We start from the raw sequence: 15599 nt of genomic DNA, 5'->3' as shown, positions 1-15599 counted from the left end.
TAAAAATAAAGTTGTTTTCTTCCTCAAAATGGTTATAATATAGGTAATATGTCATTAGCGTTACAAAAGAATAGGAAATTTATAAAGAAATTCACTGTATACCGGAACTTTATTACTTAATATCTAAAGTGTAATAACAGCTAAGTAAACGTTGGTTTAGTTAGCTTTTTTTTGGTGAATTATATACTTTATTGAGAGATATCTATAGAAATTTATAAAATGTTTGTATATATAAGTTAAAATAAATAGAAGATGATATAAGAATGAGGGATATTAAGATGGAAAATTACTTATTAAAACGGATAGGTTTTACATCTGAAGATAATTATGTGATTTTATATTCTTTGTTAAAGGAAAATTTTACAAATTGTAATGAAAATATAAGATCTAGTGTTTTACTTTCTATAATTCAAGAAAAACCTAAAAATAGATGTAAAAAAGTCCAAGAAGTAAAATTGCTAATTTCTAAGGAACAAGCCGATTACTTATTAAAAATTAATGAAGAAAAAGAGTTAATAAGAGAAATAAATTCCATCATATTGAAATAATTAATACCTTTGGAAATTAATCCTATTGAATAATTCCAAAAAGTATGTTTTAATAAATTCAATATTAAATACAAAGGGAAAAACCCTATGAAAAGGCCAAATTTCGATTTGGTATTTTGTCATAGGGTTTTTCCCTTTTTGTTTAATCCATAAACAAAAGCTTGTATGATAAAATAAAAAAAACCACCTAGATACAATTAAACTATCAGGCGCTAAACTGATAGTAGTTTAATTGAGTGAAAGCGGGAGTTTTCTAAACTTATATTCTTGAAAATATTTTAACATAAATATATGTTTTAGCAAGTAAAACTCCTTCTTTAATTTGTTTACTTGGGTTTACTTAGGAGGAACAATAGTGGAAGAAGAGTATTATAATTTAAAAGGTAAAAAGGATAAACTAAAGTATTTTCGATTAAAAGATACAGGTATGTTTACGCAAAGAAGTAAATTGATAAATATAGAGGATACTCAAGAATATAAAACCTATTTTTACCCAGAGCAAGATAAATTGATCTTTGAGGAAAATCAAGTTAGAAATTTTAGTTTAGACGAGCACGGAGAGTCTATTCCAGCAATTGATGGTGAACTTACTATTTTTAATAACTATTTTTTTGACTTTTGGGGATTTTATCTGGGAGACGCCACACGATTATATGCATATTTAAAAAGACATGCTTATGGGGAAAAAGACTATGTGTATCCCAATTTTGAATTGATTTCAGAGAAAATGGATAAATCAAGAAAAACATTACATACCTATTTAGATATACTAGAGCATTACGGCTTTGTCTATAAGTTTAATGTAATAAATGAGTCTCGGAATAATATGGAAGAGAGTCCTATTTTTAAAGTCAGGAAACAAACTCCTTTATTATCTAAAAAGCTAATAGAGGGAGATAATAATATAATTATCCCTGAAAACGCACCTGCTCATGTAAAGAAAATGCTAAAAAAAGAGCGTGAAGGATTACCTCCTAGATTACGCAAAGAGCACGAAGTTTTTACCAAGAAGCATTTAAAAAACAAAGCGGATATCCTTCCAGAACAATTAGATTATGAGGAGATTTACAATAAATACTTACAATATAAAGATATACTTAAAAATATTCATAAAAAAGTTCAAAGTGAAGAAGTTGACCCAACTATTACCTATTCTGAAACAGAGGTACATTTAAAAAAGAATATGACACAAGATGAAAAACTGCTTTTAGCTGTTGTTCTAGAATCTGCACAAGCAAATATTTCTAAACCCTCTTTCGATACTTGGTTTAAAGATATCCTAATAAAAGTTCAAAATAATATTTTAACTATTTATGCACCGAACGAATTTGCTATGGATTGGCTAGAAGAAAGATATAAAGATAATATAGTAGAATGGGTGAATAAAACAGGTAGTTGGATCACTGACATAAATTTCTCCCATTATGAATGTTATAAGCAAGTTTAATTAATATTAATCCGACCGTCACCCAATAGGCTGCAAAGACAAAGGGGAGAAAAGAATAGGGAGGTTGTCCACCTCCTGCGTCTTTGTAGGCATCCCACATGCAAAGAAATACAGACAGGGATAAAACATCAACCATCCATAATTGGTTTGCTCGATTGCTTCTTCAAGCCTTCCATTAAAACTCAATAAGATAACTTCATTAAAGTTTACCTATACAGATAGTAAATACGTTTGGAACTGGTGATTGAAGGAAAAGAAAACTTTAATTTTATTTCAATAAAAAATTCCTTTAAAAAAGAACTTAAGAACTTACTTCGTTATGTATTAAATTCATATCTTTTTGTAGAAATGCACGAATTTCATCTAGTGTAAGCCCCATCTGACGTGCAAGCAAAATTAGCTCAATCCCATTCTGTGTCTAAAGTATCATTATCCAACCTATCAACCACCCCGAAAATTGACCTATGCAATTTCCTTTTATTGTATATCCACATATCCTTTTTACGAATACGATACTGGATTCTATTTAAAGTTTATGTCGTTTTTTAGGAAAATCTATTTATTTTTTTGTGGAAATCTCAAGCGCGAAAGCAGGACATTAAGTCGTTTTTTTACTAGGGGTACAGTCAAGAAAACGAGGATATATTTACTAGCCATATGGGTGGGTAGTAAAGGTAATCTGAAATGTTGTATGTATCCTATAATGAATTTAAATTATTCTTTTGTTTAATATTAAATGGGATGGCAGGAGGTGAAAAAGATGCCAAATATTTTTGAAGCAGTAACTAATACGTTAAAAACGTTAGTTGTTGATGAATCAAATTCACCACTTCATACAGGAGAAGTAACAAGTTGTTGGACTTACTATACTTCTATAAAAGAGTTTATTCGTTTTGAAGAAGTTGGGTTGAATACAACAGTTGATGATGAAGTGCGTGAAATGTTGACAGATGCAATTAAACTGTGTGAGAAACAAGTGACTCAATTAGAGGAATTTATGAAAAAGGAAGGAATCCCACTACCTGAACTGCCAGCATCTAAGCCAGCATCAGACCCAAATGATATTCCGTTAGGTGCAAAATCAACTGATGATGAAATTACAAATGGTGTTGGAATTAAGGTTGCTACTGCAATTATGCAGTGTGCTACTGGTCAAGCACAATCGATTCGGAATGATCTTGGACTAATGTGGGTAAAATTTCATTTGGAAATGGTTACCTTTGGAACAACTCTAAAAACATTAATGCAAAAAAGAGGTTGGATTAGAGTTCCTCCATATTACTATCCCCCAGGAATGCCGAAACAATAAACAAAAAGAGCCAATTTTGGCTCTTTTTTAATCTAGTTCAACTCGAATTGATTTTTTAGTTACTTCTTTTTGACCAATGATAAAATAAAGGCTGAACTGTACCCTATTGATAAGAAAATAGACGGATCGGTTTCTTACATAAAACAATTACGCTAAGAGAGACTAAGTATATTATTTACTTTCTTTGTTAACCATAGTTAAGAGTGTTAACAGTATTAGAAATAGGAGGGCCATGCATTTATGAAGGCTGTAACTTATCAAGGACCAAATCATGTACAGGTTAATCAAGTAGAGGATGCAAAATTAGAAAAAAAAGACGATATTATAGTTAAGATTACTTCTACTGCTATTTGCGGATCTGATTTGCATTTATATCAAGGTAACATGCCATTACCCCCTGGATATATTATTGGCCACGAACCAATGGGTATTGTGGAAGAAGTTGGACCTGAAGTTACAAAAGTAAAAAAGGGAGACCGTGTTGTCGTTCCCTTTAATGTTTCATGTGGACATTGCTTTTATTGCCAACATGAAATGGAAAGCCAATGCGATAACTCAAACCCTCATTATGATTCTGGCGGATACTTTGGTTATACTGAGAAGTTCGGTAACCATCCAGGTGGTCAAGCTGAATATTTAAAAGTCCCTTTTGGAAACTTCACTCCCTTTGTTATCCCGGAGTCATGCGAATTGGAGGATGAGTCACTGCTCTTTTTATCGGATGTTCTGCCAACAGCTTATTGGAGTGTAAAAAATGCAGGTGTAAAATCAGGCGATACAGTTATTGTTCTTGGATGCGGACCTGTTGGGTTGATGGTACAAAAATTTGCCTGGATGGAAGGTGCAAAGCGTGTAATAGCAGTTGATTACTTGGATTACCGAATCAATCATGCAAAAAAGATGAACAATGTTGAGGTATTTGAGTTCACAAAATACCCTGATATGGGGGAACATTTAAAAGAAATCACACATGGTGGGGCAGATGTCGTCATCGATTGTGTAGGTATGGATGGAAAGAAATCACCCCTAGAGTTTCTGGAACAAAAATTCAAACTGCAGGGCGGAACCCTTGGACCTATTCAAATTTCTACTAAAGCTGTCCGAAAGTATGGGACAGTGCAAATGACTGGTGTTTACGGAGGTAACTATAATCTATTTCCATTAGGTGCATTTTGGATTAGAAATATTAATCTTAGAATGGGACAGGCTCCAGTCATTCATTTTATGCCAGAATTGTTTAAAAAAATAACAAATAACGAATTTGACCCAAGAGATATTATCACACACAAAATGTCCCTTGAAGAAGCAAGTCATGGTTATCGAATTTTTAATAATCGTGAGGATGAATGTATAAAAGTCGTTTTAAAACCGTAATACTCTTCTCTTTCCAAAAAGACTTCATAAATTGTATAGAAGTCTTTTTGTCTGTTATTATTTAGATTATTGGATAATTCAGCTCGTAACTTGGGTAGCAATAATATGGTGGTCTCATTCCTATTTTTGGCATGGGCCAGGAATCCTCCATATAGACCATCTTTACTTTTTCATTTGAATGGTTTACTAGCAATAGCTTTACTTCTGGATTAAATTCATATCTCAAAATGGTAACCCCTTCCATTAGGAATGTGTGGATTCTCCCCCATCAACATGAAGAACTTGACCAGTAACAAAACGAGAATCATCAGAAGCAAGATAGACAAAGGTTGGTGCGAGTTCAAATGGATGGGCAACTCGTTCCATTGGATTAAATGCTCCATATACAGCGACTTGGTCTGACGAGAAACTTGCTGAAATAAGTGGGGTCCAAATTCGGCCGGGGGCGACGGCATTGACTCGGATCCCTTGTTTCACGACATTTTTAGCCAAGGCACGTGTCCAACCAACTATTGCGCCTTTTGTGGCCGTATAATCAATCATTTGCTGCTCACCTACATACGTCACCACTGAAGAAGTGCCAATGATTGAGCTGCCTGGTTTTAAATGAGGAAGCGCTGCTCTTGTTGTGTAAAAATGAGAGTATATATTAACTTTGAAAGTGTCATCGAATTGCTCATCTGTAATGTCAAGCAGACTTAGTTGTTGGAATTGGATACCAACGTGGTTACAAAGAATATCAAGACGTCCAAACGTATTTACTGTTTGTTCTACAATGGAGATACACTGTTGTTTGTCTCGCAAGTCCCCAGGCATTAGAAAACAACGTTGTCCGAGTTGTTCAATCCTCGTTTTTGTTCTATTTGCATCCTCGTGTTCATCTAAATATGAAATAGCAACATCTGCTCCTTCTTTAGCAAACGCAATTGCTACTGCTGCACCAATACCACTGTCACCCCCTGTAATAAGTGCTACTTTTCCTGTTAACTTTCCACTCCCTTTATAGTTCGGGTTTTCGATAATTGGAAGGGGTACCATGAATTTTTCCACTCCGGGATGGCGCAGCTGGCGCTGTTCAGGTAAACTTATCGGAATTTCTTCGTAACGTGTAATTTTCCCATAGTTAGGGTACATGGGATAAGGTTGAGTTTTCATGTTCGCTTTAAACATTTGTTGCATTTGCTTTATTTGGTCTAATTGACGACTTTGATCCTTTTGATCCATGGAAACCTCCTATAGAAATAATTTTCTTCTATAGAATGTTTATGTTGTTCACTACAAATATAGTAAAAAAAGTGTGAAAAAAGTTGTTACTTTCAACACAGAAGCGTATTCTTCCTCAAAAGAGACACCTTTTTTCTTTATTGAACTGACCTTTAGGACTAGGAGCTTTACTCAACATTCTACCCCTCTAACGGATCAACTTATTGTTACTTAACAGTTTTTTAATCCCGGCTACCTCAAGAATAGTACCTAAAAAAATAGGTCAACTAGAAAAAACCGGCTAACCACATAATACGATTTGGCCCTTGCTGAATAACAACAAATACGTTTTGTTGTTCCACAAATTCTTTTTTTTATTGTTTTTGAACTCTCTAACTGATTCTAGCAAACTTTCTGACTCTCTTTCTCCAAGCTCTTCAAGAAAATCGGTGAATTCTCCTTCTCCGTTTTTATCACTAAAATCATCCATTAAGTCATTAAACTCCCATTCTATGATTTCTAACTCTTGCGATGTACAGGTTTCTAAAAAATCCATCGTGGCATACATATCATCACGAAGATTGGTGTAAATTTCCCATGAGTCCTAGTCCCACCATCTTTAATCCCATCGGTTCATCATCCATTGAATCTTTTCAACATCTACATTCGATTTACTCCTCTTCATTATATTAAGGATATACTTATTTCTCTTGCTACAGGCACATCGAATGGAAGTTACGGAGGTTTACGATTGAGATCAATACGATATTTCCCAAATCGGTTAACATGTGCCGTCACATAAGGGCTCAAATAAGGAATCAATTCTTCATCATATCCATTTCCATCTTGCATGTAGTCTTGGAGGATACGAGATAAAGTGAAGACGTTGTAAAAAATGAGACAGTTAGCAACAAGGTGATTATATTTAATCATTTTTCGTTGCTTTTCCCGGTCATTTTCAGCGATGATACCTTCACCACCGAAGAACAGCCACTTTGTAAACCCATTAAATGCTTCACTTTTGTTGGTAGCTGACTGAATGGTAGCTCTAAGTACCTCGTCAGCAGCCATATATTTTAACAAGAACATGGTCCTGATCACTCGCCCTAGTTCCCGGAAGGCTTGAAATAATTTATTCTTTTTTGTGTATGTCCCTAATTTATTTAGAATGGTAGAAGGGGTGATCTTCCCGGCTTGAATGGACATGGCCACCCTTAACATGTCTGGATAGTGTGTTTCAATCTCATCTGTAAAAAGGTCATCAATATGATCGTAAACCTCGTCTTTACTTGGACGGAACAATTTTAACTTCTTCCAATTACGAATTCTAGGCATCAGTTGAATACCTAATAAAGCAGACAGTCCAAAAACGGTTGTACTCTGACCTTGCAAGAAATAAAAAGGGTTGCCCAAGAGGACGCTAAAACCGACCTTTTGGGCAACCCTTTTTTTCTATATCTGTATTATGATTTTTCTGTTATTTTATTTCTTACTTTTCCCTGTCTTATCACAGGCTGATATTGTAATAGATGACTTAATTGAATGAAAAACAATATTACCTAAAATGGAAAATGCGTATTTAACTAACAAGTAAATAGCTTCGATTGACAGCTTATTTTTCAAATAAGATTTAAGACATGACTTCAACAAACGGGTCGATTGTTGAAGATCATAGGCAGAAAATGATCAAACTTTCTTATAAAAAATGTATACTAATTCACAGGGGAACAATCCATTTTAATCAATCTTTTTTTAAAATGGATTGTTTTTATTTTACTCTTTTTAAACCACAGGCTCTGCCTGTGTGAAAATAAAACTTGTAGAGTCGTATTAGAAAAAAACTCCAATCGTTATAATAGAAGATGGCCGTCAAACCAACTTCAAATAACGAGAGGAGTTCTGCTCATGTCGAGCGACAATAGTTTATCACATAGTGTGTCCTGAATGCTAGAGGATGCTGAAAGAATTATAGTAACCCAAAAGCAATGCTTTCTAAGAGATGGAAGTAGGTCTTCCGCAATCGACATACAGGTGTAGATTGCAAAACACCCATAGGTGCTGTAGTCAAAAGCTATGGTATTGAGCGTATGAGGAAAAGGCAGTAAAGAAACTGTCAGTTGGGTGCCACAAAGCTGAACGAGAGTGAAGAACTGATGAAGCATCGTTAAGACTTACAAGTATAGTCAAAACCAGAGTATTGTGTGGACGCTGGGATAAATCTATCGGAAACCTGTTTACTGGATAGATGGCTGTCGGTGTTGAGGTTACAGGAGTGTGGCATAGGCTCTTGGGAGGAACAGGAGAATCTTGTATTGCTATGTTAAACGGAAAAATACAAGCTTACAAATATGCGAGTATGAAAGTAGGGATGAGCAGTACAGGTGCGGAAGAATTCGTAGTAGTGGGGAAGCTGATGTAATGTCAGTGGAGCGAAGGGGTTCTGTCATTAAACTTCTTGAATATTACAACCAAAAAATGGGAGGATTTTATGAAAGAGGGGAAATCATTTCGGATTTCACAGAATGAAATACTGAATGCCTATAAGGCAGTCAAGGCAAACAAAGGCGCAGGTGGGGTAGATGGCATAGAAATAGATGAGTTTGATAAAGATTGGAAAAACAACCTTTATAAGCTCTGGAATAGAATGTCATCGGGAAGCTATTTTCCTAAGCCGGTGCGTGGAGTGGAAATACCAAAGAAGAATGGGAAAATGAGACTGTTAGGAATACCAACGATCGAAGATCGTGTGGCACAGATGGTTCTGAGAAATCGGATAGAGCCATTAGTGGAACCAATATTCTATGAAGATTCCTATGGTTATCGTCCAAGAAAATCTGCATTGGACGCAGTGGGACAAGCGAGAAAACGATGTTTTCGTATGAAATGGGTTGTAGAGTTTGACATCGTAGGACTCTTTGACAATATAGAACATGAACGATTGATGAGATTGATAGCGTATCATGTGAAAGATAATTGGATTATTTTATATATTAAAAGATGCCTAAATACATCCATTCAAATGCCAAACGGAGAGATTTTTGAAAGAAAATCGGGAACCCCTCAAGGCGGAGTAATCAGTCCAGTTCTTGCGAACCTATTTATGCATTATATGTTTGATGATTGGATGGTAAGAAATTTTCCAAATTGTCCATGGGAGAGATATGCAGATGATGGACTGATACATTGTGTTAGCAGAAAACAAGCGGAGTATGTACTTGACAGATTGATAGAACAGATGGGTTATGCTGGTTTGGAAATACATCCTGAGAAAAGCAAAATCGTTTTCTGTCAAAGAGATAATAGGCAGTTGGAATCAGATAATCATTCATTTATCTTTTTGGGATATTGCTTTAGGCAGAGAATGGTTAAGAGCCAAAAGGGGATATACTTTATGGGGTTTACACCTGCGGTCAGTAAAGAAGCTGGGAAAAACTTTAGAGAGAAAATCCGAAATGTAATAAAGGAAATGAATACAACTGATATAGTGCTGCTGTCACAAAAACTAAATCCCATCATTCGTGGATGGATGAATTACTTTATGAAATACACTCCAAGTGAAGCATTTAGACAAGGTATAAATTATGTGAATCTAACATTGACAAGATGGTTAGTAAGAACAAGGAAAAAGGTTAGACGAAGCTATATAAAATCACAACATCTTTTGTATCGTATAGCAATGTCAAATCCGGAAAGATTCTACCATTGGAAAGTGGGCTATATGCCAGTGAGATGACAAGAGCCGTATGATGGGAGACTATCACGTACGGTTCTGTGAGAGATTTGGGGTGAAACTCCCCTTATCTACTCGACCAAGATGGAATTGTAAGTATCATATCGTATTTATTCCCAAATACAGAAGGAAAGTAGTATATGGGAAATTAAGAAAAGATATAGGTGCTATATTGAGAAAACTATGTGAAATGAAAGATGTAGAAATAATGGAAGCACATGCCATGCCAGATCATATACACATGCTGGTAAAAATACCACCGAAAATGTCTGTTTCGTATTTCATGGGATATTTAAAAGGTAAAAGTTCATTGATGATCCATGATAGACATGCAAATTTAAAATATAATCATGGAAATCGAACGTTTTGGGCGAAAGGATATTACGTAAGTACGGTTGGATTAAACGAAAAAACAATTGCAAAGTATATACGAGAGCAAGAAGCAGAGGACCGTTTGCGAGATAATATGAGCAAACGAGAATACGTCGATCCATTTAAAGATAAGTAGGGAGAGTAAACGGTTGGCGGTCAATTTAGAGGTCCCTTTAGGGGCTTCGTTGGTAAAGTGCCCTTATAGGGCGAAATTAAAACCGCCGGTTCTACCGGCGGATACTTACTTTGTCCATAAATATGGTTTTGTAAGGTGTTTTTGATCAAACTTTATTCTAAAGCTACACTATCTAAAATGTATGTGGAATGGGGATTCGTATGCTTGTAGAGGCAATATGCAAGGAAAAAGGGATTACTCAAACTCAAGTAATGAAAAGTGGAGAACCAAAGATGAAGAATTTAAACCTTTTTGAAAAAATAAATACTCTTAAGGAAAAAAATATTATTGATGAGGCTCAAAAACAGGTTCTGCCCCAGATTAGAGACATGGGGAATCATACTAAAAACACATGAAGTAAGAATATTAAAACAAGCTCTTCATGTTGTTGAGTTTGTACTCTATAACATATATGTGCTACCGAATATTACCATTATCACCAAGCCGAAGCGATGTAAATATTTCTTAATTCAAAACTATAAATAATGTTAAAGTTATCCACTAAAATTTCCGCATTATCAAAATTGTAATGGGGGTTGTAGTTTTTTCAAAGCGTTTTATAAATTTCACAACACCCCATGTAAAATTTACAAAGCGGAAATATAATATGGGTTGTAAAAATTACAAGGCGTAATTATCTAACAATTTTCGCTTTGTAAAATTTTCAACCCCTATTGTGAAATTTTCAAGGTATTTATAGGTTGAGAAATTTACAAGGGGTGGTTGTAATTTTTGCAAGCAAATAAATACTAAGTTAATAAAAACAAATCTTTTAAAAAGATATATTATATAAGGGAAAACCAATTTTGTTATCTACTTGTCTTAAAAGAAAAGTAGGGATATAATACCACTATACAAATGTTTCGTACTTTTATTTTTTATTTGCAATCCCTTAAGGGATTAGCAGTCTTAATATAACGTTAACAGCCTTTGTGGTTGATGAAAATAAATAGCTTATAAGCTATTTATCTACATTAAATCACAAAGGCTTTTTTGCGTTATTTTAATGAAGCACTTGTATAGATGAATTCATAACAGAAAGGATTGAGAGAGGTATGACGACGAAAAAGCAATCTAAAAAGAGAAAATTAAAAGAGGGTACCAAGAATTCTAGGACCACCAAGGAACTAGTAAAACAAATCGAAAAGAAAGTAGAACAGGATGGATATTGCATTTTAAAGCAGATTCATCATGGGAATGAAACTTACCATAAAATTTGGTGGTGGATGGAAATAGAATTAATGATTGGAGAATATGACGTAGCAGCTAACAAGGTTAAAGAAATAAAAGATATCAATATCGAAAATCGACAGAATCTACTAGATATAGTAGCAGGATTAGAAGGAAGCGTATCCCTTGTGCCGCTTGTTAAAGATTAAACCAATCAGGAAGCACAATGTAATGGGAAATGAGATTATAACCACACACAAAGGTGAAAATATGAACATAGAAACTGTTCAGTTCTCGTATTTCAAATACAAAGATAGATATATAGAATATTGCGGTTATCAATATAACCAATATTGGTTTTTGATTCATAATTCAAAAAGATCCGAAGTAGTGTCTATATCTAATGAGCTTTGTCCATCTTTTGATACAGCAATGTCTTATATATCTAATATGTATATTGATAAAAAAATGAAATAATAAAAGGGAGGTGCCCTACCTAATTAGATAGAGGCATCGATGCTTTCTATTCTTATTAGGTAGAAAGCATGAAGGAAACTAAAACGATAAGTATAACAGAAGAGTTAATAGAAACACCAAAAATGATTGAAGTATATCTTGATGATGCATGGCAGACTGCTTTTTGCTATGGATTAGCCTATGAAAAACCAAAGCAAAATTGGCAAAGAGCAAAACTGCTTTTAACTATTATTGCTGGTAATGATTCTACTGTACAAGCTATGAAGGCTGCTATTGATATAGGATCAAGTGGTTTGTCTTTCGGAAACGGAGAGAAAGGCTTAACAGATTATACTTATACAAAAGAATTGGAACTCTATACAGAAAAAGGGAAATACGAAAAATTTCCAATGACTATTATTAATAATAGAAAAGCAATTGTTGTTGTTCATGATGAATTAATGGGAAATGATGATTATATTTTATCTTTTACTGGGGATCCAGCAGAAGACTTACGTACAGTTTTAGGCGGAGGCAAATTTGGACTACATATCTTACCCGAATGGAAAGATATTATTTTTCATGAATTTTTAAATATAGGAATTTTACAATCTGTAGATATTTACTTTGATTCTAAATTATTTCCAAAAGGATTTTCCTTATTTAAGTTACAAGCTACAGAAGAAGAGGTTGATAATTTAATCTCTAAAATGATTAAAGAGAAAAAGTTAAGATTCCGCAAAGAGGGTACTGGAACTGAAGTAGAAATGGTATCAGATTTGACAGAGTATATGCAACAAAATGTTGAGGGAATGATTAATAAAGTTAGCAGAGAGGTATCACCAATTCATAATCCTTTAGTGGATCATATTAGTCCTAAAATTAGTACTTATAAACGTGAATTGTTTCCAGTTCAAGCTCATGTAAGTACTGCTGTAGCGAAAAAACTTGCTAAGAGTAAGGCTGTAATCATCCAAGGCGAAATGTCGACAGGTAGTGCGGCACGTTCCGCTATAAGTGTAGCTTAAACACGAAAAGCGGGGGCCGAATCTTTATAAGATTGGTTACAACTCTTTAAACGATTTACAGGGTGAAATTTCCCTGTCATGGCTAATATTCCAAGTCAAGTCATGTCTATGAGACTCCTACATGCGTCTATCATTCCAATGTGATAGAGGTCTGAAGCTAGGTGAAGTCGTCCTTGAAGCGAACTCGTTGAACGTGGATATAGGGCGGTAGGCTTTAAAAACATTCTATGATGAGCGAAATCGAACCCTCGTATGTACGCTCCGTTACTCATTCCCCAACCTAATAACGAGATATATGGTTGGGATTTGCGTGAAGGTATTTCTCTTTTGCCAGTAGAGAAATTGCTTATATAGGTCTTTCCAGTGCCTATATAAGATTCATGAGAGTTAGGAATAGTCTACTCATGAACAAGTAGCGCCGGAGTATAGAGGGCATCTAAGGAATGTAAAAGAAGGGCTGGTTTAAAGGGAACGTGCGAGAGCCAATAAGTGGAGGTATTGGAACTTATGAAACTTATTGGAAGTCAGCGACACCATAGTACCAATAATGAATAGCCGTTTGTATCTTGCTATAAGTTGCTTCTGCAACGAAATGTAAGAGAGGGTAGAAACTATTCTAGGGAAGGGTGTTAGTCGAGAAGTATTGCACTAATTGAGGAAAATGTTCAAACGAACCATGTGAGAGTAAAAGAGTTAATTCATTTCGGATAGTCCATTTTCTCTAATCAAGGGGGCGATCCACATAGAAATGAAGGATAATAAACAATTTCCACAAAACGAAAAAGAGCTAAAACTAGCACTTGATAGTATGTACCGATTAGCCAAAGAAAGCAATAAACCTTTCTATAACCTTATTGAACTTATGAAGAACGAGCAGACTATACTGACCGCCATTCATAATATCAAGGGTAATAAAGGAAGCAAAACTGCTGGTATTGATGGTAAGACTATTGATTACTATCTTCAAATGGACAGAGATAAGTTGATGTCCCTAATTCGTAGGAATATCAATAATTATCAACCTAGTCCAGTAAGAAGAAAGTACATTCCCAAATCAGATGGTAAGCAACGTCCCTTGGGTATTCCTAACATGATAGACCGCATCATACAAGAAATAGCCAAAATTGTCATTGAACCCATAGCAGAAGCTAAGTTTTACCATTACAGCTTTGGTTTCAGACCAATGCGTTCAGCTGAACAAGCCATTGCTGAAACACTAGAACGTATTAGGAGAAGCAAAACCTATTGGGTAATAGAGGGCGATATTAAAGGATATTTCGATAATATCAATCATAATAAGTTGATTGAAATAATGTGGACATTAGGAATCCGAGACAAAAGAGTGCTTATGATGATTAAGAAGATGATAAAAGCAGGAATTATGGAAGAAGGTAACTTCAGAGACAGCGTTAGTGGTTCACCACAAGGCGGTATCATCTCACCTCTTCTGGCTAACATTTATCTTAATTACTTTGATTGGGAGATTGCTAGAATGTTCCAAGAGCATCCAGCTAGGTATAAGGTCAAAGACGTTTCTCGAAATGGGTTACAACGTGTTCGTCAAAGACACGAAGATACATTTCTAATCAGATACGCAGACGACTGGGTTATACTCTGTAAAAGTGAGGAAAATGCCAAAAGGATTCTCAAAAAAGTGGAGAAATATTTTAACCACCAATTGAAACTGGAGCTATCCAAGGAAAAGACCTTAATTACTGATGTGAGAACTAATAGGGTCAATTTCTTAGGATTCTGGATTTTTGCAGAAGAACATCGGCTTAGAAAAGGCAGCATACAAGGAAAAGCTATTCCTAATATGGATAAAGCCAAATTGAAAATAAAGGAAATTAATAAAGATATTAAAACCCTTTATGACCATCGCGGTACTAAATCCAAACAGGTTGCCATAATCGAGAGTATCAACTCAAAGATTGTCGGTATAGCAAATTATTATAAAATCGCCAACGTATCTACTATATTTCAAGGGTTTGATAAACGTATTCATTATGCCCAATGGAGAACATGGTTGTTTATGAACAATCGTCGAGGACGATATCATCAACTAACTACTCCAGCGGACACCCTTATAAATAGAAGAGATAGACATAAAGAGCAAAAAAGCAAGGTGTTCTTCGTTGAAGAGCATGGAGCCAAAGTAAGAATAACCAAATTTGCATTTACTCCTAAACGTAATGCAATGAAAGTGAATCTCTTAATGTCTCCCTACACAGAAGAAGGTAGAAATATTTATAAACGGACAACTGGCAAACGTGAGGCACTAGAAAGACCGAATTTCTTCCAAGAGGATATTCCTTTCTATCAACTCAATAACCGTTATCCGATATATAATTTCGAATTCTATCTAAATAGAGAGTACGCATTTAACAGAGATAGGGGGAAATGTAACTGCTGTAAGGTTTCACTATATGAATGGAATCTTAATACACATCACAAAAACCCTAAACTACCGCTCAATAAAGTCAATAAGGTGATAAATCTAGTTTCCTTATGCAAAACATGCCACAAGCTGGTTCACAATGAAAATCCTGTTACCCATACCAAAGGTGGAAAGAAAATAGAGCAACTTAGAAAGTTGCTTAAAGAGGCTAAATAAGTACGGCTTTCGAGGATTAATTAACTCTTATTCGTATTTGAACAAATTAGTGTGATGTCAGTTATAGTCGCAATGCTATAACAGGCTTTATGGAGAACTGAGACAACAGTTTAAAATATGGCTTCCCGATGGAACGCCGTATGCGGTGAAAATCGCACGTACGGTGTGAGGCG

General features: G+C 35.0%; 15 protein-coding genes and 2 pseudogenes. 11 read left to right on the top strand and 6 right to left on the bottom strand.

Going from position 1 to position 15599, the window contains the following annotated elements:
- Positions 1-278 precede the first annotated feature (278 nt).
- Both NiCM35_RS20560 and NiCM35_RS20555 read left to right on the top strand, forming a co-directional pair.
- A complete protein-coding gene (locus NiCM35_RS20560; protein WP_016205235.1) occupies positions 279-548 on the top strand; it encodes a hypothetical protein in 270 nt (89 codons plus the stop codon).
- A 355-nt stretch (positions 549-903) separates the two neighbouring features.
- Positions 904-1995 carry a DnaA N-terminal domain-containing protein gene (locus NiCM35_RS20555; protein WP_152116074.1) on the top strand — a complete coding sequence of 364 codons (1092 nt, stop codon included), beginning with the start codon at positions 904-906 and terminating at the stop codon, positions 1993-1995.
- 4 nt (positions 1996-1999) lie between these two features.
- Here the strand turns inward: NiCM35_RS20555 and NiCM35_RS20550 are convergent.
- Both NiCM35_RS20550 and sinI read right to left on the bottom strand, forming a co-directional pair.
- Positions 2000-2202: pseudogene (locus tag NiCM35_RS20550) on the bottom strand (hypothetical protein); the annotation flags it as partial.
- Between the two features lie 94 nt (positions 2203-2296).
- Positions 2297-2401, bottom strand: coding sequence for a DNA-binding anti-repressor SinI (gene sinI / locus NiCM35_RS20545; protein WP_152116079.1), 105 nt, complete (start codon positions 2399-2401; stop codon positions 2297-2299).
- Between the two features lie 354 nt (positions 2402-2755).
- On the opposite strand from sinI, the gene NiCM35_RS20540 reads away from it, so the two are divergent.
- Positions 2756-3304 (top strand): DUF3231 family protein, encoded by a 549-nt coding sequence (locus tag NiCM35_RS20540; RefSeq protein WP_152116073.1) that lies wholly within the window; start codon positions 2756-2758, stop codon positions 3302-3304.
- A 240-nt stretch (positions 3305-3544) separates the two neighbouring features.
- Entirely contained in the window at positions 3545-4678 is a 1134-nt protein-coding gene (locus tag NiCM35_RS20535) for a zinc-dependent alcohol dehydrogenase (RefSeq protein ID WP_065180902.1), read from the top strand.
- Between the two features lie 61 nt (positions 4679-4739).
- On the opposite strand, the gene NiCM35_RS20530 is transcribed toward NiCM35_RS20535, so the two are convergent.
- From NiCM35_RS20530 to NiCM35_RS20515, 4 genes and pseudogenes are all read right to left on the bottom strand, one after another.
- Complete coding sequence (locus NiCM35_RS20530; RefSeq protein ID WP_212118277.1) at positions 4740-4904, bottom strand: hypothetical protein; 165 nt, start codon at positions 4902-4904, stop codon at positions 4740-4742.
- A 17-nt stretch (positions 4905-4921) separates the two neighbouring features.
- A complete protein-coding gene (locus tag NiCM35_RS20525) occupies positions 4922-5902 on the bottom strand; it encodes an SDR family oxidoreductase (protein ID WP_048687630.1) in 981 nt (326 codons plus the stop codon).
- A gap of 280 nt (positions 5903-6182) precedes the next feature.
- Positions 6183-6437: a hypothetical protein gene (locus NiCM35_RS20520; RefSeq protein WP_193224654.1), complete on the bottom strand. Its 255-nt coding sequence runs from the start codon at positions 6435-6437 to the stop codon at positions 6183-6185.
- 179 nt (positions 6438-6616) lie between these two features.
- A pseudogene (locus NiCM35_RS20515) lies at positions 6617-7270 on the bottom strand (Tn3 family transposase); the annotation flags it as partial.
- 856 nt (positions 7271-8126) lie between these two features.
- Between NiCM35_RS20515 and NiCM35_RS20510 the strand changes: the two are divergent.
- The 7 genes from NiCM35_RS20510 (at position 8127) to ltrA (NiCM35_RS20480) (ending at position 15426) form a co-directional block, all read left to right on the top strand.
- Positions 8127-8300: a hypothetical protein gene (locus NiCM35_RS20510; RefSeq protein ID WP_193224653.1), complete on the top strand. Its 174-nt coding sequence runs from the start codon at positions 8127-8129 to the stop codon at positions 8298-8300.
- 69 nt (positions 8301-8369) lie between these two features.
- Entirely contained in the window at positions 8370-9614 is a 1245-nt protein-coding gene (gene ltrA, locus NiCM35_RS20505; RefSeq protein WP_152116071.1) for a group II intron reverse transcriptase/maturase, read from the top strand.
- Positions 9615-9627: 13 nt separating this feature from the next.
- Positions 9628-10119 (top strand): IS200/IS605 family transposase, encoded by a 492-nt coding sequence (tnpA, locus tag NiCM35_RS20500; RefSeq protein ID WP_371474081.1) that lies wholly within the window; start codon positions 9628-9630, stop codon positions 10117-10119.
- Between the two features lie 200 nt (positions 10120-10319).
- The gene (locus NiCM35_RS20495) at positions 10320-10514 is read left to right on the top strand and encodes a DUF4145 domain-containing protein (RefSeq protein WP_193224652.1); all 195 of its coding nucleotides are present in this window, start codon (positions 10320-10322) and stop codon (positions 10512-10514) included.
- Between the two features lie 699 nt (positions 10515-11213).
- On the top strand, positions 11214-11537 hold the full coding sequence (locus tag NiCM35_RS20490; protein ID WP_152116068.1) for a hypothetical protein: 324 nt from the start codon (positions 11214-11216) through the stop codon (positions 11535-11537).
- Positions 11538-11873: 336 nt separating this feature from the next.
- The gene (locus NiCM35_RS20485; protein ID WP_193224651.1) at positions 11874-12812 is read left to right on the top strand and encodes a hypothetical protein; all 939 of its coding nucleotides are present in this window, start codon (positions 11874-11876) and stop codon (positions 12810-12812) included.
- 748 nt (positions 12813-13560) lie between these two features.
- Entirely contained in the window at positions 13561-15426 is a 1866-nt protein-coding gene (ltrA, locus tag NiCM35_RS20480) for a group II intron reverse transcriptase/maturase (protein WP_152116067.1), read from the top strand.
- The last annotated feature ends 173 nt before the right edge of the window (positions 15427-15599 follow it).

This window comes from Niallia sp. M35 (assembly GCF_050971705.1).
GTDB classification, from domain to species: domain Bacteria; phylum Bacillota; class Bacilli; order Bacillales; family Cytobacillaceae; genus Niallia; species Niallia circulans_A.
This window is presented reverse-complemented; position numbering and strand designations above follow the sequence as displayed.